The following is a 20,819-nucleotide window of genomic DNA, read 5'->3' on the forward strand; positions in this document are numbered from 1 at the left end:
CAGCTGTCATGCTCTCAAGGCCGCCGGCGTTCTTCACGCAGTTCGGCAAGCATGGCCAGTGCTTCGGCGGGATCGATGCCGCTGTCTGTACCCGTGTCGAACCGCTCGACGGCGGCGCGCTATCCCCAGGGATGGCCGTTGAGGGGATCAACCCGACGCTTGCGGCGCTGCGTGGGCTTCGGAGGCTGTGGCGGCAACGCCTCGAATCTGCGGATCTCGGCATTCTCCGTACCTTCGGGGCCGAGAACGCGTGAGAAGGAGAAGTCGAAGATGTCCACGGTCTTGGTAGGGGTGGCGTGAACGATCGCGGGGGTCCAGCAGGTCCGGATCTCCTCGGGCAGGTCGAGCTCGTCCCAGAGGTCGACGAGCAGAGCGCCATCGAGCCAGCGGAGCATCGCTTGGGGGAGTCCCCAGCGGATCAGGATCTCGTACGCCCGGGCGCGATCGACCCGGTCGCTGAGGTCCCAGTCGGACTGGCTGGTGTGGTTGACCATGTCAGGAACGTGGAGGATGACGAAGCATGTGGGCGGGCCCACGTTCCACAACATATTCGGGACCCAGAACGGTTCGACGCCGGGCGCGGTGCGCTCTTTGAAGTCGACGTGGGTCCGGACCGAGAGCTCGAGTCCGGTGGCGTGAAGGATCCGCTCGGCGACCTTGAGGGCCGGAGACTTCGCGCCGCGTTCGTACGCAGACAGGGTGGCTTGGGACGTGCCAGCCCGCTCGGCGAGCTCGGCCTGGGAGAGGCCAGCAACCCGTCGGGCCGCCTGAAGAAGTCTGGTTCCCTCGATCGGACCAGAATATCCGATCGGACCTGTACATTCGATCGGATCTAAATCAGGGGCCCTTTGGGGACCCCTGCACACCTACCTCTTGCACGCGTGTGCCGCTGCCAACCGGGCAGCGGTCATCGATGACAGGAGATGAACATGACGACAAGTCAGATCCCGTTCTCCGAGCGGGACACCGAGGAGATCCTCACCTTCGCTGAGGCGGCGGAGATCCTGCGTACGTCGGAGAACACCCTGCGCTGGTGGCGACAGCGCAAGACCGGGCCGAGGTTCTTCAAGATCGGTCGCCGGCTGGTCACGACCGTCGGTGACCTGCGCACCTTCATGCGGGATCAGCGCCGAGCCGCAACGCCGCTGATCCGGTGATCTCCAACAGGTAGGCGTCATCTCGAACGACTGTTCGGGAGGGCGCCTACTCTGAGGGACATGGATGAGAACGCCAACCACGAGGAGAGCGGGTGAGCAATGGCCACGATCCGCAAGCACACCGCGAGGTGGACGACCAAGGAAGGCGAGGTCAGGACCAAGGTCCGCTGGCGCGCGGTCTACGTCGACCGAGCCGGCGAGGAGCACGTCAAGCACTTCGACCGTAAGGCCGAGGGCCAGGACTGGATTGACGAGCAGACCGCAGGTCTGGTCCGCGGCGACTGGGTCAACCCTGAGTTCGGCAAGCAAAGCTTCAAGACGTACGCCGAAGCCTGGCGTGCCCGACAGGTCCATGCCGAGTCGACCCGAACGACCTTCGAGATCGCCCTCAACGCCCACATCTACCCGAAGATCGGCGACTGGCGGATCGACTCGATCCGGCAGGCCGACGTCCAGGAGCTGGTCGCCAAGTGGTCAGCCACCGCGGCTCCGACCACCGTGCACCTGCGCTACGGAGTGCTCGCCATCGTCATGAAGGCGGCCGCCAAGGAGCGGGTGTTGGCCGGTTCACCATGTGAGGGCACCCGGTTGCCCCGCCTAGACCCGAAGTCGGCGCTGGTTCCGATCACCACCGACGTGGTCAAGGAGCTGAGCGAGACGATTTACCCGCGCTACATGAACCTGATCACCGTCCTGGCCGGCACCGGGATGCGCCGCGGCGAGATCCTCGGGCTGACCGTGGACAGGGTGTCGAAGGACTTCAACACCATCCGCGTCGACCGCCAGCTGCGCACGACCGAGCCAACCTGGAAATCGCCGAAGACGCCGTCGAGCGTCCGAACCATGGCCGTGCCCGACATCGTGCTCGAGGCGATCGAGGACCAGAAGAAGACCTTCGGCATCCATGAGAGCGGTCTGATCTTCACCAACTCCTCGGGCAACCCGATCGGCAAGAGCACCCTGTGGATGGCTTGGAGCACCGCGGCCAAGAAGGTCAAGACCGATGCCACACCGCACGATCTGCGGCACTACTTCGCCTCGATGCACATCCGTGCAGGCACGTCGATCAAGGCACTCCAGGCGCTCCTCGGGCACAAGAACGCTGCCGAGACATGGGACACCTACGGCCACCTGATCGGCGACGAGGATGAGGCCGTGCGGGCTGTTCTCCAATCGGCGCTCGGAGGTGGTCCAACGCTCCGGTCTGTGCCCGATCCCAAACCTGCTTTACTTCCAGACCGGACAGTAACCGGACAGTAGAGCAACTCGGAAAGCAAAACACCTGGTCAGGGCCGGGAAAGCGGACGGGCTGGCCTGTAAGCCGGGTTCTGTAGTCGGCGACCATCCATCTCGGACCATCGTTGCCGATGGCCTCTAGCAACCTACCCGCGCACTCGGGCGGACCGCCCTCAAACGTACGCTGTCTGGTCTTGCTCCGGGTGGGGTTTACCTAGCTCCTCGTGTCACCACGAGGACTGGTGGGCTCTTACCCCACCGTTTCACCCTTACCGCTACCTGGAGGGTAACGGCGGTCTGTTCTCTGTGGCACTGTCCCGCGGGTCACCCCGGGTGGCCGTTAGCCACCACCCTGTCCTGTGGAGCCCGGACTTTCCTCGACGTATCTCTACGACGCGATCGCCCGGCCAGCCCGTCCGCACCAAAAGTCTAGTGGTCGGCGGGCTCGATATGCGCATCCGGACCCGGGAAGATCAGCGACTCGTGATCGCTGTCGCTCCAACGTACGAGGTAGGGCGGGCTGCCGTCGGGGTGGCTGACCTCGATGATCTCGCCGTCGCGTACGTGGTCTCCGACGTGCTGTCCCATGACGACCAGGTGGTCTCCAACTGCTGCTTGCATGCGAGTTCACCTCCTATCGGTCACCATGGTCCTCCCTGAAGAGGCATCGATGGAATACCGTCTAGGGGTATGACGTTCGGAGGGTGTGATGACGGAGAACGAGGAGTTCGAGTACGTGGCCCCGGCGGTGATCTTCCCGGGCCAGGCGGCGCACGAAGCGGCCTACCGCACGGCGCACGATCTGCTCTCGCGGCGGTTCCCGGTGGAGGCGCTGGAGATCCTGGAGCCTGCGCTGGCCGAGGACCCGGACAACATCGGGCTGCGGAGCATGCGGGCCTGGGCCTACATGCTGCGCGCGCAGCTCGCCAAGGCCGAGACCGAGCTGCGTTGGCTCGTCGAGCGTGACCCGAGCGACGCCTGGAGCCAGCACTCGCTCGGTCGGGTGCTGGAGCGCCAGGACCGTCTCGAGGAGGCGCTCGGTCCGTTGCGCCTGGCGGCCGTGATGAGTGACGACTACGACCACCAGGCAGCCGTCTTCCGCGTACGCAACCGGCTGGCGCAGCGCGAGGAGTGACCCGGGTCATGTGACGCGGCGACCACGACGATGGCAGGGTGGGGTCATGGAACCTGACACCACGACCCTCAACGCCGAGCAGGTCGCCCAGGAGCAGTTGGCGGGCTGGACGTTCGACGCCTCCGGTGACGCCGACAGCATCGTCGCCCGCGTGGAGACCGGTGACTTCATCACCGGTCTCGCGCTGGTCAACGCGATCGGGGCGAAGGCCGAGGAGGCCAACCACCACCCCGACATCGACCTGCGCTATCCGTACGTCGAGATCCGGCTCACCAGCCACGACGCCGGTGGCGTCACCAGCCGGGACATCGCGCTGGCGAAGGTGATCAACGGGCTCTCGGCGGAGAGTTCGCTCTGACTGCTCGCGCGGGATGACAGCGCAGTTCCCGCGCGAGCATCGTCGGCAGCGGTAGGTTGGCAGCATGAGCGACGAGCACGCGGGCGAGTACTACTACTGCCTCAAGCACCAGACCGTCGAGCCGTACGAGGGCTGCAAGGCCAAGGACCGTCTCGGCCCCTACTCATCTCACGCCGAGGCCTCCCGAGCGCTGGAGAAGGTGCAGGAGAACAACGAGCGCTGGGAGAAGGAAGACGAGGCGTGGGAGGGCGACGCCGGCACCGAGACCGAGTGATCGAGGAGCAGCTGATCCTCAGCGCGGGCTGACCCGGAGGAGGGCGTCCTCGCCGCCGCCGTTGTCGGTGGTGACGAGGAGGTCCCCGTTGGTGGCCAGCGAGACCGTACGCAGCCGCCCGTGGTCGTGCATGACCTCGGGCGAGCTGTCGTCGGTGAGCTTCCCGGCTTCGTCGAAGGCGAGGATCCGCAGCTCCTGGTCCTTGAGCACGGCGACCGCGAGCGCTCCGCCGTAGGCGCCCCACCGCTCCTGGACCGGGATGAACACACCACCGCCGGTGGCGACCGTCGGGTTCCCCGAGGACCAGGCGGCCTCGATCTGTTTCCCGGGCAGCCCCTGGTCGGTCATCGGCACCGACTCGTCGTAGCCGGCGCCCGGGTTCCAGCCGTAGTCGCCACCCAGGGTGATCCGGTTGACCTCGTCGTCGCGGTCGGAGCCGTGCTCGATCCCCCAGATGGTGCCGTCGGCGCGTTGGGCCAGCCCCTGGACGTTGCGGTGGCCGAAGCTCGTGATGAACCGTCGGGGCCCTTCGTCGCCCGCCCACGGGTTGCCCGGCCAGGGGCGGCCGGTCTCGGGGTCGAGCCGGAGCGTCTTGCCGCCCAGCGAGTCGAGGTTGCGCGGGTTCTCCTCGTTGGCGGCGTCGCCGGTGCCGACCCACAGCGCGCCGTCCGCGCTGATCAGCAGCCTGCAGCCGCCGTGCCTCCCCGAGCTCGTGGGGAATCCGTCGATCAGGGTCCGCTCCTGGGTGGCCCGGGTCAGTCCGGCATCGAGGACCCAGGAGATGACACGTACGTCCTCGCCGCCGTTCCACCCCTGACAGGTGTAGATGCGGCGGTTCTCGGCGAAGCCCGGATCGATCTCGAGACCCATCAGCCCGGTCTCGCCGGAGACCCAGATGTCGTTGTCCTCGAGCGGGATCTCGCGCCGCTCACCGCCCTCGACCAGCGAGAGGACCGCCCGCTCGCGCTCGGTGAGCAGGAACCGGTCCTCGCCGATGTCGGCGACGTCCCACGGGTGATCGAGCTCGTCGTCGAGGACCTCGACGTCGAGCTGGGGGACCCGATCGGAGGTCGGCATCACTGCGGGCGGCGACGAGGACGTGCCGGGGGAGGCGCCCGCGGACGTGCTCGCCGTGCCCGACGGGTTCAGTGGCGGCGGCGTCGTGGCGGGGGAGGAGTCGCCGGAGCAGGCCGCGGTCGAGATCCCGAGAACGATCACGGAAGCGAGGGCCAGGGCAGCGCGCATGGTGATGACGCTACTGGGTCGTACCCGGCCGGGCGCGCGCTTCGACGCTCCGGTGTGGTCACGCTCTAGGGTGTGCGCTTGTGAGGAACGTGATCAGAGCGATGGGTGACCATCCCTCCGCGGTGCTGCTGCTCGGCCAGGTCGTGGCGATCCTGGCCTACCCCTTCCTCGACGGCTCCACCGCCGGGCGCGCGGGGCTGGGCGTGCTGCAGCTGCTCCTCCTGCTGGCGGCAGTCGCGGCCGTACGTCTCACCCCGGCCTTCTCCTGGGCCGCCTGCCTCTTCGGTGGTCCGGCGACGATCTTCGCGGTGTGGGAGTCGGTCGCGCCCGACGAAGGCTGGGTCGTGCTGGCCTCGGCCTTCTTCCATGTCCCGTTCTACCTGTTCGTCTCCTACGCGATGATCCGCTACCTCTTCCACGACGACGTGGTGACCCGCGACGAGCTCTTCGCCACCGGAGCCGCCTTCACCGTGGTGGCGTGGGCCTTCGCCTATCTGTACGCCGCCGTGCAGGTGATCTGGCCGGGCTCCTTCGGGGACCATCGGCAGTGGTTCGACCTGCTCTATCTCTCCTTCACGACGCTGACGTCCGTCGGTCTCTCCGACATCGTCCCCGTGCTCTCTCATGCCCGCTCGATCGTGATGATCGAGCAGATCGCCGGAGTCTTCTACGTCGCGATGGTCGTCGCCCGCCTGGTCGGCCTGGCCGCTGCCAGGTCGCGCCGCTTCTAGGAGCCCGCGGACAGACTGGTCACTTTGGGCTCGAGACGGGCCCGTGATCGAGCCCGAAGTGACCAGTTCGCGCTGCGAGTTATCCACAGGTGGCTGCCATTGCGATGGCGAACGCACCGCCTCCGCGGCACGGTGAGGACATGGGGGAGACGACGACGCGGCGGGCACCACGACGCCGGAGCGGCCGCTGGATAGGGCTCGGCGCCGGTGTCCGGATCGCGAAGGATCTCGGTGAAGAGGATCCGCTCTGGGCCCGGATGCGGGCCTGGGCAGAGCGACTGCCTGACGGCACGATCTTCACCGGACTCACCGCGGCGGCAGCGTACGACCTCTGGCTGCCGCCGCTGGCCCAGGACCATCGGATCGAGATCTCGGTCCCGCTCGGGGTACGGGTGCGCAGGCCGCAGGTCGAGGTCAGCAGACACCCGTTGCCGCCACACAGCCACGGGATCGGCGGTGTGCGCATCGCTACGGTCGCCGAGACGGTCCTCGAACGCCCTATGGCGGGGCTCCCTGTGGGAGCAGGATCCGAGAAGTGGTCGATCTGGGCCCGACGCTGAGCCATTGGACGGCCCAGATCGACCACTTCGTGGAACAGATCCTTAGAAGGTGTGCTCGGGGCCGGGGAAGGTCGAGCCCTTGACGTCGGCGATGTAGGCCTCGGCGCCCTCGGAGAGGACCGACTTCACGTCGACGTACTGCTTCACGAAGCGGGCCATCTTGCCGCTGCGCATCCCGAAGGCGTCCTGCCAGACCAGCACCTGGCCGTCGCAGTCGGGGCCGGCGCCGATGCCGATCGTGGGGATGTCGAGCTCCTTGGTGATCTGCGCGGCGACATCACCGGGGACCATCTCCATCACGACCGCGAACGCGCCTGCCGCCTGGACGGCCTTGGCGTCGTCGATGATCCGGTCGGAGGTGTCGCCGCGGCCCTGGACACGGTAGCCACCGAGGACATGCTCGGACTGCGGGGTGAAGCCGATGTGGGCGATGACCGGGATGCCGCCCTCGGTCAGCTTCTTGATGACCGGGGCCATCTCGGCACCGCCCTCGAGCTTCACGCAGTGGGCGCCGCCCTCCTTCATGAACCGCGCCGCGGTCAGGTAACCCTGCTCGGGGGAGGCCTGGTAGGAGCCGAACGGCAGGTCGCCGACGACCATCGCCCGCTTCGCGCTGCGCGAGACCGCGCGGGTCAGGGGCAGCAGCTCGTCCACGGTCACCGGAAGCGACGTCTCGTTGCCGAGGACGTTGTTGGAGGCGGAGTCGCCGACGAGCAGCAGGTCGACCCCGGCCTCGTCGAAGATCTGGGCCGAGTACATGTCGTAGGAGGTCAGCATCGTGATCTTGTCGCCACGCTGCTTCATCTCGCGTAGATGATGCGTGCGCACCTTGCGTACAGGCTTGGCCGGTGCGCTTCCGGCAGCGCCGGAGCCGTAGGGCGCGGTCTCCTCGGCAGAGGGGTTCGTGCTCATCATCGAGCCTTTCTGGTGTCATCTCGCAGCTCCCTGATGGAGTCCACGGACTACCTCCAGCGTAGGCCGATCAGCGGCCGTCCGCGCTGTGGCCCTGGTCACTCTGGAGTGGCTGGATCACAGTCGGTCGAAAGGCGCGGCGTAGGTGAATCTTCCGCGGACGCTCTCCTCGTACGCAGCCAGCGGCCGGGCCTGAAAGTAGTCGCCCCACGCCGGGTCGGGTGCCTCGATCCCGAGCGAGGAGGCGGGGACGAAGCCGAAGCGGCTGTAGTAGTCGGGGGAGCCGAGGAGCACGACGACCGGCTCGTCCATGGCGTCGGCGGCGCCGAGGACCGCGTGCATCAGGGCGGAGCCGACCCCGGCCCGCTGCTTCGACGGCGAGACGCTCACCGGTCCGAGGCCGAGCGCCGGCCGCCCGGCGAGGTCGCCTCGCGTGGCGACGACGTGGCCGACGATCTCGCCGTCCATCTCCGCAACCAGTGACAGCTCCGGGATCCAGCCGGCGTCGTCGCGCAGCCAACCGACGAGGGTTGCCTCCCCGGGCGCGCCGTCGGGCTCGATCGGTGGAGCGGAGTGCTCCACGCCGGAGAAGGCAGCGGCGGTGACCGCACGGATATCGGCAGTGTCTTCGGGACGCTCACGTCGGATCAGCACGAGGTCCACGCTAAACGGAACGACAACCGTCGCGCTCCTGGTTATCGTCGCGCCCATGCGGGTGCGAGAGGCGACGACCGAGGACCTCGACGCGGTGATCCGCGTCGGTGTGACGACCTGGCGGGCGACGTACCCGCCGATCACCGGCGATGCGTACGTAGAGGAGGGAATCGCGAAGTGGTGGACCCGGGACGCGGTGCTCCCGGGGATCGAGGCCGGCCGAATCCTCGTCGCCGAGGTCGGCGATCGGGTCGTCGCGATGGCCGGCTATTCGCTCTTCGAGGACCACCTGATGCTCTGGAAGCTCTACGTCCTCCCCGAGGCCCAAGGATCCGGCGCCGGCCGCGCACTGATGGACGAAGTGATCGCGAGAGCCGGGGATCTTCCCGTCCGCCTCACCCATCTCGTCGGCAACGACCGCGCTCACGCCGTCTACGAGCGACTCGGGTTCGTCGAGACGACCCAGGTGTCCAGCCCCATCGACGGCGGCCCGAAGGAGATCGAGATGGAGCGGCCGGCCGTCCGTCGTTGACGCACCTACGCCAAGTTCGAGCGTCGGACTTTCGAAGATAACCAGCGAAAGTCGTCCAGAGGCGGTTGAAAGTCGCTCCTTCCTCGCACTAGCATCCGGCGTGACGCGCATCACATTCCATTCGGCGTCCCGACGTACGGAGTCTCGATGTCTCACTTCCTCCCCTCACGCCGCACGCGGACCCGGCTCGCCGTCGGGTCGGCAGTCCTCGGAATCGCCACCCTGTGCCTGGGCGGTCCGGCAGCTGCCTCCGCGATCCCTGCCGAGGCACCTTCGACATGTCCGGCCCCCGACGCCCGCCCGAACGTGCTCTTCCTCGATCTCGACAGCGGCGTGGCCAACAGCACCCTGACCTCCGGGTGCACGATCAACGATGTCATCGACGACGAGCGGACGTGGCCGACGCACGGGGCCTTCGTGACGCACGTACGCAGCGTCACCGCCGATCTGCTCGCGACCGGCGAGGTGACCCGGGAAGAGGCCGGCCGGCTGCAGTCCGCGGCGGCCCGCTCGGAGGTGGGGAAGGTCGAGGGATATGACCAGATCTTCGACGGATCGGCCGCGTCCTTCGCCAAGTGGGCCTACGCCGGTGACGGCGGCTTCGACCTGCTTCCCGACGGCACCATCCGCAGCCGCGCCGGAGCGGGTGGCGGATTCGGGACGCTGTGGTATCCCGAGAAGGAGTTCGGAGACTTCTCCCTGCGCCTGCAGTTCCGTGACGACGCGCCCGGGACGGCCCGCGGGAACAGCGGCGTCCAGGTGCGCTTCCCCGAGCTGTGGGGCCCGGTCGAGGGCTGCCCGACCACGTTCAACGGCGGCGAGACCGGCAACCTCTCCTGGATCGCGGTCAACTGCGGCCACGAGATCCAGGTGAACGACTCGCCGGAGGGCGGCAGCAACGACCCCCGCAAGACCGGGTCCGTCTACGGCTTCGCCGATCTCGACCTGGCCCGGGCGCGACCGACCCCGAAGGGCACCTGGAACGACCTCGAGATCCGCGTCGTCGGGCAGCACTACACCGTGATCCGCAACGGGGTCGTGATCAACGAGTTCGAGAACCTGCCCGGGCTGCCGTTCCCCGGCCGTCCGAACGACCCTGACTCGAGCAGCCGAGGGCTGATCGGCCACGTCGGGATCCAGGCCCACGGCAGCACCCCGGACGTGGTGTCCTACCGGAACGTCCGCATCCGCGAACTGTCCTGACGCGTACGCGGTCGGCGGCGGGCATCGGATGGCTGCGTGGCCAGGACCCTAGACTCGGGGGTGTGGACTTCTACTCCGCCTACTCCCATGGGTTCGCACGGGTCGCGGCGTGCACCATCCCGATCTCTGTCGCCGACCCGGCGGCCAACGCGCGCGAGGTGATCGCGCAGGCGCGTGAGTGCAGCGACGAGGGAGTGGCCGTCGCCGTCTTCCCGGAGCTGTGCCTCTCGGGCTATTCGATCGACGACCTCGTCCTGCAGCGGACCCTCCTCGACGCCGTGCACGCCGCGATCAGCGCGATCGTGGTGGCCTCCGAGGAGCTGCTGTCGGTGATCGTCGTCGGTGCCCCGCTGCGCCACGGTGACCGGGTGCTCAACACCGCGGTGGTGATCCACGGCGGCGAGGTGCTGGGCGTGGTGCCCAAGTCCTACCTCCCCAACTACCGGGAGTTCTACGAGAAGCGCTGGTACAGCACCGGCGACGATGCAGACGGCACCATCATGCTCGGTGGCGAGGAGGTGCCGCTGAGCAATGGCCTGCTCTTCCGCTGCACCGACGTCAAGGATCTCGTCTTCCACGTCGAGATCTGCGAGGACATGTGGGTCCCGGTGCCGCCGAGCGCGAAGGCGGCACTGGCCGGGGCGACCGTTCTGCTCAACCTCTCCGCGAGCCCGGTCACCGTAGGGCGCTCCGAAGCGCGCCGCCTGCTGGTGCAGTCGGCGAGCGCGCGGTGCGCGGCGGCGTACGTCTACACCGCCGCCGGGCCGGGCGAGTCGACGACCGACCTGTCGTGGGACGGGCAGACGATGGTGTACGAGCTCGGCGAGCTGCTGGGGGAGACCGAGCGGTTCCCCGACAGCGCCAGAAGGACCGTGGTCGACGTCGATCTGGAACGGATCCGCGCGGAGCGGATCCGGCAGAGCACTTTCGACGACAACCGTCGGGCAGAGGGCGGTTACCACTCCGAGATCGAGTTCGAGCTCAGCCCGCCGCTGGTCGGCGACGGGCTGCGGCGCAATGTCGACCGGTTCCCGTTCGTCCCCGACGACCCGGAGAAGCTCGCGCTGGACTGCTACGAGGCCTACAACATCCAGGTCTCCGGCCTGGAGAAACGGCTGCAGTCGATCGGTCCGGACACGAAGATCGTCATCGGCGTCTCCGGCGGGCTCGACTCCACCCACGCGCTGATCGTCGCCGCCAAGGCGATGGAGCGGCTCGGCCGCCCGGCGAGCGACATCCTGGCCTTCACCATGCCCGGCTTCGCGACCTCCGACGACACCAAGTCCAACGCGATCAAGCTGATGGAGGCGCTCGGCACGACCTACGAGACGCTCGACATCCGGCCGACCGCCACCCAGATGCTCAAGGAGATCGGCCACCCGGCCGGCGAGGGCGAGCCGGTCTACGACGTGACGTTCGAGAATGTCCAGGCGGGGCTGCGTACGGACTTCCTCTTCCGGATCGCCAACCAGCGCGGCGGCATCGTGCTCGGCACCGGCGACCTCTCCGAGCTCGCGCTCGGCTGGGCGACCTACGGCGTCGGCGACCAGATGTCGCACTACAACGTCAACGCCGGCGTGCCGAAGACCCTGATCCAGCACCTGATCCGCTGGGTGATCACCACCGAGCAGTTCGACGGCACCGCCGACGAGGTGCTCCAGGCGATCCTCGACCAGGAGATCTCACCCGAGCTCGTGCCGGGGGAGGAGCTGCAGTCGACGGAGCAGAAGATCGGTCCGTACGCCCTGCAGGACTTCACCCTCTTCCACACCGTCCGCAACGGCTTCACGCCCTCGAAGATCGCCTTCCTGGCCTGGAACGCCTGGCACGACGTCGAGGCCGGCGAATGGCCTCCGGGGTTCCCGGAGAAGAAGCGGACGGCCTACGAGATGAAGGAGATCCGGGCCTGGCTCGAGGTCTTCGTGAAGCGCTTCTTCGCCAACCAGTTCAAGCGGAGCGCCCTGCCCAACGGCCCCAAGGTCTCCAACGGCGGCACCATGTCGCCCCGCGGCGACTGGCGGATGCCCTCGGACGCCTCGCCCGCGGCCTGGCTCGCGGAGATCGAGGCCCGGGTTCCCGTGGAGTAGTTGACCCTCACACAGTGTCAGGCGATGGGCTGAAGGCGTCATGTTGAGTATCGGAGACTTCGCCCGCTTCACCGGGGTGTCGGTGCGCATGCTGAGGCACTACGACGCTCTCGGTCTGCTCTCGCCGTCCCGCGTCGACCCGCACAGCGGCTACCGGTTCTACGAGCCGGCGCTGCTGGCCCGGGCCGACGCCCTGGTCGCGTTCCGGTCGCTGGGCTTCTCGCTCGAGGAGGTCGGCGACCTGCTCGACGAGGGCCGTACGCCGGCCGAGCTCGCCGCGCTGCTGCACCGCCGCCGCGACGAGCTGCGCGCCCAGATCGAGGCCGACGGCCAGCGCCTCGGCGAGGTGGAGCGACGTCTCCGACTTCTGGAAGGAGATGCCATGTCCACCCTCACCTACACCGAGAAGCCGCTCGCGGCCCTCACCCTGACCCAGCTCACCGACCACGTCGACGAGACCGGCGAGGTCGGCGAGCGCGTCGGCCCGCTCTTCGACCGCGTCTACGGCGCGTTCGCGGCAGCCGAGATCGAGCCGTCTGGACCCGGGATCGGCTGGTACGACGCCGTCGGCGACGGGATGACCTTCGGGGCCGGCGCCGACCTCGGCGGCAAGGCCGTCGACGGCCTCGAGGTCGGGACCCTGCGGGCGTACGACCGGGCGGTCACCACGATCTACCGCGGCCCGGTGACGGGCATCGGCGACGCCTGGCAGGAGCTGGCCCGCCACGTCACCGACGCGGGGCTCGAGTTCGCCGGTCCGTGCCGCGAGATCTATCTGGAGACGCCCGAGGACCAGGACGGCTGGGTCGCCGAGCTCCAGCAGCCGGTGCGGTAGCGGTCATCTATGCCGGGGCGAGGGGCGCGGAGTCGCGGTAGCGTCCGGACCATGTCGTCCAAGAGCGCGATCTGGTCCGTGGTGCACGCCGAGCGTGAGGCGCTGATCCGCGATCTCGACACCCTCGCCCCGGAGCGCTGGACCACCCCGTCGCTGTGCGCCGGGTGGACCGTCCACGACGTGCTCGCCCACATGATCGACGTCGCCACGACCACCCGGCTGGGATTCGTACGCCGCATGATCGCCGCCGGTGGTGACTTCGACCGGGACAACCAGACCGGCGTCGATCGCGAGCGGGCCGACGACCCGGCCGAGACGCTGGCGGCGTACCGGCGGGTCGCGGGGCGGACGGCCACGCCGCCCGCCCCGCTCGCCACCCGTCTGGTCGAGGAGTTCGCCCACGGTGAGGACATCCGCCGGCCGCTGGGGATCCAGCGCGACTATCCGGTCGAGCACGTGGTGACGGCGCTGCGCTACCTCGCCGACACCTCGCAGAAGTGGGGTGGCGGCAAGGAGCGAGCCCAGCAGGTACGTCTTGTGGCCACCGACGCCGACGCCGTGATCGGGACCGGTCCCGAGGTCCGGGGCCCCGCGATCGCGCTCGTCCTCGCGCTGTCCGGCCGGCCGGTGCGGCCGGGCGAGCTCGTGGGCCCCGGAGCGGCCGTGGTGCAGGCCGCATCTCGATGAAGAAAAAGACTTCACAAATGCGAAGTTAAGCAAATATCTGTATTCGGTCGTAATGAAGGTATGATCTTCATATGGTGTCTGTGGCGACCGTGATCGGTGACCTCGTGGGCTCACGCACGAAGTCCGACCGTGCGAAAGTCCACCAGGCGTTCGCCGAGGCCGTCGAGGAGATCAACGAGACCTGGCAGCCGGTCACGCCGCTGCGGATCACGGTCGGCGACGAATACCAGGGGGCCTTCGAGACCGTGGGGGTCGCGGTCCAGGCCACATTCCGGCTGCGGATCGCACTCGATCCCGTCGTCGGCATCCGCCACGGCATCAGCTGGGGCGCCACCCGCGTGCTCAGCGACGACCCTCGGGTCGAGGACGGGCCGGCGTGGTGGTCCGCGCGGGCCGCGATCGAGGAGGCGGAGAGGGCCGAGAACAAGGCGGCGTCGCGCAGCGTACGGACCTGGTATCAACCCGTGGAGGATGCGGGCGGACCGGACCAGGCGGCGGTCAACGCGGCACTCATCGCGCGCGACGAGCTCTTCTTCCGCCTGGATCGTTCCTCGGTGTCGGTGCTTTCTGGCATGCTCTCCGGCATGTCTCAGAAGGCCATCGCCGCCGACCTCGAGATCACCCCGTCCGCGGTCTCCCAGCGCATCCGGCGCGACGGCATCGTCACGATCCTGCGCGCCGACGAGCTGTTGGGAGCCGTGGCATGAATGAGCGCAAGCGATCGGCAACAAATCTCGTGCCGCCGCGTCCGTACTCTCAGATCTACCTTACGGAGGCGGCGGCATGAGCTGGATCGCGCTGCTCCTGATCGGTGTGGGCACGGTCGACCTCGCCCACACCGTCATCGACCCGCTCAAGTGGGTCCGTTGGGTCCCTGAGGCGGTCGGGGCCGGGGTCGTGATCGCCTTCGGCCTGCTCTCGGCCCTCTTCGGGGGCGACCTGGCGGCGGTGATCGTGATCGCCGGGATCACGGTGCTGTGGGGCATCCTCGCCCACCCGCCGCAGGGCCCCGACAAGAACCCTCACCCGGGGCGCCCGCTGGCACTGCTGTGCGGGACGATCTTCCTCGGGATCCTGCTGGCCCCGGTGGCCGGCGAGGTCGCCGGTCCGGTCGCCGCCTGGACGGAGCAGGCGCCGTGGGCCTGGGTCACGGCGGCGCGCCCGGAAGCGGTGCTGCTCGTCTTCGGGGGTTTGCTGGTCCAGGTCTCGACCGGCAACGTCGTGGTGCAGCTCGTCCTCGACGTCGCCAAGGTGGCCAATCCGCTCGACGGGGTCGCCGGCAACAATCTCAAGGGCGGCCGACTCCTCGGGCCGCTCGAGCGGCTGACCATCTTCGGGCTCGGGCTCACCGGCAGCCTCGCCGCTGCCGGTCTGGTGGTCGCGGCCAAGGGCCTGATCCGCTGGCCGGAGCTGCAGTCGTTCCGTGACGACAGCGAGGGGCCGAGCATCAACGACGTGACGGAATACTTCCTGGTCGGCAGCTTCGTCTCCTGGATGACCGCGCTGGTGACCCTTGCGCTGGTCATCACCTGACCCACCACTAGATTGCGGTGTCATGACTGTCGGTAAGGCCATCGGACTCGTTCTCGCTGCGGTGCTGCTCGTGGCCGGAGGCGCGCTGGCGCTGACTGGCATGGGCTACCTCGGTGGGGGCGGCACGAGCACCGCCTGGTCGGTCATCGGCGCGGCCCTGGCAGGCTTCGGGGTGGCCCTGGTGATCTCGGTCTTCAGGGGCCCCGGCCGCTGAGTCTGGCGTGGCGATCTCGGCTGTAACGTCCGCCCGTTAGTGTTCACACATGGGCAAGCAACAGGACTTCGTGCTCCGGGCACTCGAAGAGCGCGACGTACGTTTCGTGCGACTGTGGTTCACCGACGTGCTCGGTTATCTGAAGTCGGTCGCGGTGGCGCCGGCCGAGCTCGAGAGCGCCTTCGCCGAGGGCATCGGCTTCGACGGCAGCGCGATCGAGGGGTTCGCCCGGGTGACCGAGGCCGACATGCTGGCCCTGCCGGACCCGAGCACGTTCCAGATCCTTCCGTGGCGCACGGACGGCCCGTCGACGGGCCGGATGTTCTGCGACATCGTGATGCCTGACGGGTCGCCGTCCTACGCCGACCCGCGCTACGTGCTCAAGCGCACCCTGTCCCACGCCGCGGAGAAGGGCTTCACCTTCTACACGCACCCCGAGATCGAGTTCTATCTCTTCAAGGACATGCCCCGGGACGGCTCCGAGCCGACCCCGGTCGACTCCAGCGGCTACTTCGACCACACCGCGCAGTCGATGGGCGCCGATTTTCGGCGTGAGGCGATCACCATGCTGGAGGCGATGGGGATCTCGGTGGAATACAGCCACCACGAGGGCGGCCCCGGTCAGAACGAGATCGACCTGCGCTACGCCGACGCGCTGAGCACCGCCGACAACATCATGACCTTCCGTACGGTCATCCGTGAGGTCGCGCTGAGCCAGGGCGTCTGGGCGAGCTTCATGCCCAAGCCCTTCACGGAGCACCCGGGCTCGGGCATGCACACTCACCTGAGCCTGTTCGAGGGCGACGCCAACGCCTTCTACGAGCCCGGCGCCGAATACCAGCTGTCCAAGACCGGCCGCAGCTTCATCGGCGGGGTGCTGCGCCACGCACCCGAGATCACCGCCGTCACCAATCAGTGGGTCAACTCCTACAAGCGGCTGATCGGTGGGGGAGAGGCGCCCGCTCACGTCGCCTGGGGTCACAACAACCGCTCCGCGCTGGTCCGGGTGCCGATGTACAAGCCGCTCAAGGGACAGTCGACCCGTATCGAGGTACGCAGCCTCGACGCCGCCTGCAACCCTTATCTGGCCTTCGCGGTGATCCTGGCGGCCGGCATGAAGGGCATCGAGGAGGGCTACGAGCTGCCTCGCGAGGCCGAGGACGACGTGTGGGCACTGACCGAGCGCGAGCGCAAGAGCCTGGGCATCGACCCGCTGCCGGAGAACCTCGACGAGGCGATCGGGATGGCCGAGGACTCCGAGCTGCTCGCCGAGACGCTCGGGGAGCACGTCTTCGACTTCTTCCTGCGGAACAAGCGCGCCGAGTGGGCCGCCTACCGCGAGCAGGTCACCGCCTACGAGCGCTCCCGCATGCTTCCCGTCATCTAAGAGATCGCGCCGGTAGGACCGCCTGCTGCGCGCCGCGATACGGGCGCGCTGGCGGCGTTGTCGCCTCTCGACGGTGCAACCAGACTGCCTTCGAGGCTCCGCCTTGCCAGCACACCCGTCTCGCGACGCTCGCGACGGCGCTCCTACCCGCGCGATCTCTGAGCCAGTTGACAACAAGAAGTTGCGTTGACAACCTCTTGAGGGGGCGATTCCCTACTTCCGATCCGGTGCTGCCACACTGGATCGAACGGGAGAGTGGGAGTGATGTCGTTGAGTCTTCCCCGAGTGCTTGTGATCCAGCACGAGGAGACATGTCCGCCGGCGTTGTTCGGTCATTGGCTGGCTGAGGCGGGCATCTGCGTCGACATCTGCCGCGCCGACACCGAGCCGATCCCGCAGCTCTCGTCGTTGGACGCTTCCTACTCCGGGCTGCTCGTCATGGGCGGCTCGAAGGACGCCGACTCCGACGAGGAGCATCCCTGGCTGACGGTCACCCGCGAGCGGATCGCCCAGGCCGCCGGCGCCGGCATCCCGACGCTGGGGATCTGCCTGGGCCACCAGCTGGCCGCGATGGCCCTCGGCGGGACCGTGGAGCGCAGCCCGTTCGGGCTCACCGTGGGCGTGCGCCAGGTGACCTGGGAGCCCGAGGTCCTCTTCGACCCGCTGATGCGCCTGCTGGCGGGCGACGACCGCGCGCTGCACTGGCACCGTGACATCGTCGGCGAGCTGCCCGAGGGCGCCGTCAAGCTGGCCAGCTCGATCGACGGGCAGGTCCAGGCGGCCCGGTTCGCTCCGACGGTGTGGGGCGTGCAGTTCCACCCCGAGGTCGACGCCGCCGCGGTCGCAGTCTGGGCCGACGAGTCCGTCGACGAGCTCCATCAGATCGGGCGCAGCGTCGAGGATGTCGTCGCGACAGCCACCTTCGCCGAGAAGGAGCTCATCAAGACCTGGCAGCCGCTGGCCTACGGCTTCGCCCGCCTGGTGCGCGAGCGCGCCGCGGCCGTCGCGCCCGGCGGCACCCGGGGAGGCGCCGTCCCGGCTCCCAGGCCTTGGAGTGCCTGAGCGCCGCTGGTGACCTGGTGACAGAATCGTCGCCATGACGTTGCCAGGCAAGGGCGAGCTGCTCCGGCTCGGCTTCAACGATCCGGATACGGCCCTGGTGGATCTGGCCGGCCTCGGTGCCGGCGCCCAGGAGCTGTTGGCGATCTTGGGCCAGGCCGCCGACCCCGACGCTGCGCTGGCCGGCTTGGTCATGCTCGCCGAGTCGCAGGGTGACGGGTTCGTCGAGGAGCTCGCCGACGACGAGGGCACCGCGATGCGCCTGGTCTCGGTGCTGGGCGCCTCGCCCGCGCTGACCGACCACCTGACGCGCCATCCCGGTCACTGGCGCGATCTCGCGGACCCGACCCTTGGCACGACCAGGCCCGCTGCGTACGTCTTCCGGGCATCGTTGCTCGAAGCCGTCGGCGCGAAGGCGGACGACGAGTGCCCCACGGCGACGATCCCGGACGCGGACGCGGTGGACTCGCTGCGGGTCGAATACCGGCGCTGGCTGCTCCGGCTCGCCGCGCGCGACCTGGCCCACCAGCTCCCGGTCGACGATGTCGCCGCCGAGCTCTCCGACCTGGCCTGCGCGACGCTCGACGCCGCGCTGGCGGTCGCCCGCGCGCGGGTGGGGGAGGACGCCGACAAGGTCCGACTGGCCGTCATCGCGATGGGCAAGTGCGGTGGCCACGAGCTCAACTACGTCTCCGACGTCGATGTGATCTTCGTCCACGAGGCCGTCGACGACGTCGAGGACGCGGTCTCGCTGCCCATCGCCACCCAGCTCGCCAGCAACCTGATCCAGGTCTGCTCGGCGCACACGGGCGAGGGCACCATCTGGCCGGTCGACGCCGCGCTGCGACCGGAGGGCAAGGCGGGTGTGCTCTCCCGCACGATCACCGGCCACGTCGCCTACTACGAGCGCTGGGCGAGCACCTGGGAGTTCCAGGCGCTGCTCAAGGCCCGGCCGGCCGCGGGTGACCTCGCCCTGGGCCAGGCCTACGTCGACGCGGTCAATCCGTTCGTGTGGAAGGCCGCCGAGCGTGACGGCTTCGTCGCCGACACCCAGGCGATGCGCCGCCGGGTGATCGCCCACATCCCGTCCCGGGAGGCCGACCGTGAGCTCAAGCTCGGTGCCGGGGGACTGCGGGACGTGGAGTTCGCCGTGCAGCTGCTGCAGCTCGTCCACGGTCGCACCGACACCGGGATCCGCCAGCCCACCACGCTCTCCGCCCTCGCGGCACTGACCCGCTCCGGCTACGTCGGCCGCGAGGACGGCGAGGCCATGCACGAGGCCTACGCGTTCCTGCGGCGGATGGAGCACCGGCTCCAGCTCCACCGGCTCCGGCGCACGCACGTCGTCCCCGACGACGAAGCGTCGCTGCGCTTGCTGGCGCGTTCGCTCGGCTACCTGCGCGACCCGGTGGTGCGGTTGACGAAGGAGTGGAACCACCAGCGGATCGAGGTGCGTCGCCTCCACGAGAAGCTCTTCTACCGCCCGCTCCTGGACGCCGTCGCCCGGATCCCGTCCGGGCAGGTCCACCTCTCGGCGAAGGCCGCCGAGGAGCGGCTCACCGCCTTGGGCTACGCCGACCCGAAGGCCGCGCTGCGTCATCTGGAGGCGCTCACCACCGGTGTATCCCGCCGCGCTGCGCTGCAGCGTGCACTGCTGCCGGTGATGCTGCAGTGGCTCTCCGAGGGGTCCGACCCCGACGCCGGGCTCTTCGGGTTCCGCCGCATCTCCGACGCGCTGGGCGCCACGCCCTGGTATCTGCGCTCCCTGCGAGACGAGGGCCTGGTCGCACAGCACTTCGCCACGATCCTGTCCACATCCCGCTACACCACAGCACTGCTCGAACGCGAGCCCGAGGCGCTTCGTCTGCTCGGCCACGATCTGGCGCCGTTGTCCGCGGAGGCGTTGACCGACGAGATGGTGGCCCGAGCCGCCCGCCGACGCACCACCACCTCTGCGGAGGAGGCCGTACGCCACATCCGGGCGATCCGCCGGCGCGAGCTGTTCCGGATCTCGGCAGCAGAACTCCTCGGCGAGGCCGGGATCGACACCATCGGGGCCGCCCTGTCCAGGCTGACCGACGCGACCCTGGAGGCATCCCTGCGCACGGTGGTGGCCGAGGAGGTCGCCCGTCTCGGGATCGAGGAGCCGCCGACGCGGATCGCCATCATCGCGATGGGCCGCTACGGCGGGTTCGAGCTCTCCTACGCCTCCGACGCGGACGTGCTCTTCGTCCATCAGCCGGTCGAGGGCGCCGACAGCGGAGAGGCGACCCAGTTCGCGCTCAAGGTCATCGCCGACCTGCGTAGGCTGCTGGCCCTGCCGGGCGCCGACCCCGCCCTGGAGATCGATGCCGACCTCCGCCCCGAGGGGCGGCAGGGTGCTCTGGTGCGGACGCTGCCGGCGTACGCCTCCTACTACGCGAAGTGGTCGGGCATCTGGGAGTCGCAGGCGTTGTTGCGCGCCGATGCCGTCGTCGGCGACCCGCAGGTGCGCGAGGCGTTCACCGAGATGATCGACCCGCTGCGCTACCCCGAGGGTGGGCTGAGCGAGGACGACGTCATCGAGGTGCGCCGCATCAAGGGCCGCGTCGACCACGAGCGGCTGCCCCGCGGCGCCGACCCCAACACCCATCTCAAGCTCGGCCGTGGCGGGCTCGCGGACATCGAGTGGACCGTCCAGCTGCTGCAGTTGCGGCATGCGTACGCCGTCCCGGGGCTGCGTACGCCACGCACCGTCGAGGCGCTGCAGGCCGCCCGCGACGCCTCGCTGATCGCGGCCGATGACGCCGAGACGCTCATCGACGCATGGCGGATGGTCAGCCGGGTCCGTAACGCGGTCACGCTCGCGCGCGGCCGCCCGGCGGACTCGCTGCCCGCCGGGCCGGTCGAGCAGCACGCCGTCGCGGCCATCCTCGGCTATCCGGCAGGAGCCACCGACGAGCTGGTCAACGACTATCTCCGGATGACCCGTCTCGCCCACGGGGTGGTCGAGCGGGTCTTCTGGGAGTGACCGCGAGCAG

General features: G+C 68.9%; 23 protein-coding genes, 1 other RNA gene and 1 pseudogene. 18 read left to right on the forward strand and 7 right to left on the reverse strand.

Features of this window, described 5'->3' with window-relative positions; genetic code table 11:
• Positions 1–119: 119 nt before the first annotated feature.
• Together WBG06_RS12050 and WBG06_RS12055 are read right to left on the reverse strand one after the other, a co-directional pair.
• Positions 120–536 (reverse strand): hypothetical protein, encoded by a 417-nt coding sequence (locus tag WBG06_RS12050; RefSeq protein ID WP_336738081.1) that lies wholly within the window; start codon positions 534–536, stop codon positions 120–122.
• An 84-nt stretch (positions 537–620) separates the two neighbouring features.
• A pseudogene (locus tag WBG06_RS12055) lies at positions 621–866 on the reverse strand (helix-turn-helix domain-containing protein); the annotation flags it as partial.
• Positions 867–929: 63 nt separating this feature from the next.
• On the opposite strand from WBG06_RS12055, the gene WBG06_RS12060 reads away from it, so the two are divergent.
• Together WBG06_RS12060 and WBG06_RS12065 are read left to right on the forward strand one after the other, a co-directional pair.
• Positions 930–1,157: a helix-turn-helix domain-containing protein gene (locus WBG06_RS12060; protein ID WP_336736997.1), complete on the forward strand. Its 228-nt coding sequence runs from the start codon at positions 930–932 to the stop codon at positions 1,155–1,157.
• A 99-nt stretch (positions 1,158–1,256) separates the two neighbouring features.
• Positions 1,257–2,417: a tyrosine-type recombinase/integrase gene (locus WBG06_RS12065; RefSeq protein WP_336736998.1), complete on the forward strand. Its 1,161-nt coding sequence runs from the start codon at positions 1,257–1,259 to the stop codon at positions 2,415–2,417.
• A gap of 41 nt (positions 2,418–2,458) precedes the next feature.
• Here WBG06_RS12065 and rnpB read toward each other — a convergent pair.
• Together rnpB and WBG06_RS12075 are read right to left on the reverse strand one after the other, a co-directional pair.
• An RNA gene (gene rnpB, locus WBG06_RS12070) (RNase P RNA component class A) lies at positions 2,459–2,808 on the reverse strand.
• 14 nt (positions 2,809–2,822) lie between these two features.
• Positions 2,823–3,014 (reverse strand): DUF1918 domain-containing protein, encoded by a 192-nt coding sequence (locus WBG06_RS12075; RefSeq protein WP_336736999.1) that lies wholly within the window; start codon positions 3,012–3,014, stop codon positions 2,823–2,825.
• Between the two features lie 88 nt (positions 3,015–3,102).
• Between WBG06_RS12075 and WBG06_RS12080 the strand changes: the two genes are divergently transcribed.
• The 3 genes from WBG06_RS12080 (at position 3,103) to WBG06_RS12090 (ending at position 4,160) form a co-directional block, all read left to right on the forward strand.
• Positions 3,103–3,528 carry a tetratricopeptide repeat protein gene (locus WBG06_RS12080; protein WP_336737000.1) on the forward strand — a complete coding sequence of 142 codons (426 nt, stop codon included), beginning with the start codon at positions 3,103–3,105 and terminating at the stop codon, positions 3,526–3,528.
• A gap of 46 nt (positions 3,529–3,574) precedes the next feature.
• Entirely contained in the window at positions 3,575–3,886 is a 312-nt protein-coding gene (locus WBG06_RS12085) for a 4a-hydroxytetrahydrobiopterin dehydratase (RefSeq protein WP_336737001.1), read from the forward strand.
• 64 nt (positions 3,887–3,950) lie between these two features.
• Positions 3,951–4,160, forward strand: coding sequence for an SPOR domain-containing protein (locus tag WBG06_RS12090; protein ID WP_336737002.1), 210 nt, complete (start codon positions 3,951–3,953; stop codon positions 4,158–4,160).
• An 18-nt stretch (positions 4,161–4,178) separates the two neighbouring features.
• Here WBG06_RS12090 and WBG06_RS12095 read toward each other — a convergent pair whose 3' ends face one another.
• Positions 4,179–5,405 carry a PQQ-dependent sugar dehydrogenase gene (locus WBG06_RS12095; RefSeq protein WP_336737003.1) on the reverse strand — a complete coding sequence of 409 codons (1,227 nt, stop codon included), beginning with the start codon at positions 5,403–5,405 and terminating at the stop codon, positions 4,179–4,181.
• Positions 5,406–5,485: 80 nt separating this feature from the next.
• Here WBG06_RS12095 and WBG06_RS12100 point away from each other — a divergent pair, with 80 nt between their 5' ends.
• Complete coding sequence (locus WBG06_RS12100) at positions 5,486–6,136, forward strand: potassium channel family protein (protein ID WP_336737004.1); 651 nt, start codon at positions 5,486–5,488, stop codon at positions 6,134–6,136.
• Between the two features lie 140 nt (positions 6,137–6,276).
• Positions 6,277–6,696 carry a hypothetical protein gene (locus WBG06_RS12105; protein ID WP_336737005.1) on the forward strand — a complete coding sequence of 140 codons (420 nt, stop codon included), beginning with the start codon at positions 6,277–6,279 and terminating at the stop codon, positions 6,694–6,696.
• 42 nt (positions 6,697–6,738) lie between these two features.
• Here the strand turns inward: WBG06_RS12105 and panB are convergent, their stop codons facing one another.
• Both panB and WBG06_RS12115 read right to left on the reverse strand, forming a co-directional pair.
• On the reverse strand, positions 6,739–7,611 hold the full coding sequence (gene panB / locus WBG06_RS12110; protein ID WP_336737006.1) for a 3-methyl-2-oxobutanoate hydroxymethyltransferase: 873 nt from the start codon (positions 7,609–7,611) through the stop codon (positions 6,739–6,741).
• Between the two features lie 114 nt (positions 7,612–7,725).
• Positions 7,726–8,262 (reverse strand): GNAT family N-acetyltransferase, encoded by a 537-nt coding sequence (locus WBG06_RS12115; RefSeq protein ID WP_336737007.1) that lies wholly within the window; start codon positions 8,260–8,262, stop codon positions 7,726–7,728.
• Between the two features lie 55 nt (positions 8,263–8,317).
• Here WBG06_RS12115 and WBG06_RS12120 point away from each other — a divergent pair, with 55 nt between their 5' ends.
• The 11 genes from WBG06_RS12120 to WBG06_RS12170 all read left to right on the forward strand — a co-directional run bounded on the left by WBG06_RS12120 (position 8,318) and on the right by WBG06_RS12170 (position 20,809).
• On the forward strand, positions 8,318–8,794 hold the full coding sequence (locus tag WBG06_RS12120) for a GNAT family N-acetyltransferase (protein WP_336737008.1): 477 nt from the start codon (positions 8,318–8,320) through the stop codon (positions 8,792–8,794).
• 147 nt (positions 8,795–8,941) lie between these two features.
• A complete protein-coding gene (locus WBG06_RS12125) occupies positions 8,942–9,997 on the forward strand; it encodes a 3-keto-disaccharide hydrolase (protein ID WP_336737009.1) in 1,056 nt (351 codons plus the stop codon).
• A gap of 62 nt (positions 9,998–10,059) precedes the next feature.
• Positions 10,060–12,084: an NAD(+) synthase gene (locus WBG06_RS12130; protein WP_336737010.1), complete on the forward strand. Its 2,025-nt coding sequence runs from the start codon at positions 10,060–10,062 to the stop codon at positions 12,082–12,084.
• 43 nt (positions 12,085–12,127) lie between these two features.
• The gene (locus tag WBG06_RS12135; RefSeq protein WP_336737011.1) at positions 12,128–12,919 is read left to right on the forward strand and encodes a MerR family transcriptional regulator; all 792 of its coding nucleotides are present in this window, start codon (positions 12,128–12,130) and stop codon (positions 12,917–12,919) included.
• Between the two features lie 51 nt (positions 12,920–12,970).
• Entirely contained in the window at positions 12,971–13,606 is a 636-nt protein-coding gene (locus WBG06_RS12140) for a maleylpyruvate isomerase family mycothiol-dependent enzyme (RefSeq protein WP_336737012.1), read from the forward strand.
• A gap of 71 nt (positions 13,607–13,677) precedes the next feature.
• Positions 13,678–14,313 carry a SatD family protein gene (locus tag WBG06_RS12145; RefSeq protein ID WP_336737013.1) on the forward strand — a complete coding sequence of 212 codons (636 nt, stop codon included), beginning with the start codon at positions 13,678–13,680 and terminating at the stop codon, positions 14,311–14,313.
• A 76-nt stretch (positions 14,314–14,389) separates the two neighbouring features.
• Positions 14,390–15,139, forward strand: a complete 750-nt coding sequence (locus WBG06_RS12150) for a hypothetical protein (protein ID WP_336737014.1) — start codon at positions 14,390–14,392, stop codon at positions 15,137–15,139.
• 22 nt (positions 15,140–15,161) lie between these two features.
• Positions 15,162–15,353 (forward strand): hypothetical protein, encoded by a 192-nt coding sequence (locus WBG06_RS12155; protein WP_336737015.1) that lies wholly within the window; start codon positions 15,162–15,164, stop codon positions 15,351–15,353.
• Positions 15,354–15,402: 49 nt separating this feature from the next.
• A complete protein-coding gene (locus WBG06_RS12160; protein WP_336737017.1) occupies positions 15,403–16,740 on the forward strand; it encodes a glutamine synthetase family protein in 1,338 nt (445 codons plus the stop codon).
• A gap of 285 nt (positions 16,741–17,025) precedes the next feature.
• On the forward strand, positions 17,026–17,802 hold the full coding sequence (locus tag WBG06_RS12165) for a type 1 glutamine amidotransferase (protein ID WP_336737018.1): 777 nt from the start codon (positions 17,026–17,028) through the stop codon (positions 17,800–17,802).
• 34 nt (positions 17,803–17,836) lie between these two features.
• Entirely contained in the window at positions 17,837–20,809 is a 2,973-nt protein-coding gene (locus tag WBG06_RS12170) for a bifunctional [glutamine synthetase] adenylyltransferase/[glutamine synthetase]-adenylyl-L-tyrosine phosphorylase (protein WP_336737019.1), read from the forward strand.
• Positions 20,810–20,819 lie beyond the last annotated feature (10 nt).

This window comes from Nocardioides sp. CCNWLW239, from assembly GCF_037137035.1.
Classification (GTDB): domain Bacteria; phylum Actinomycetota; class Actinomycetes; order Propionibacteriales; family Nocardioidaceae; genus Nocardioides.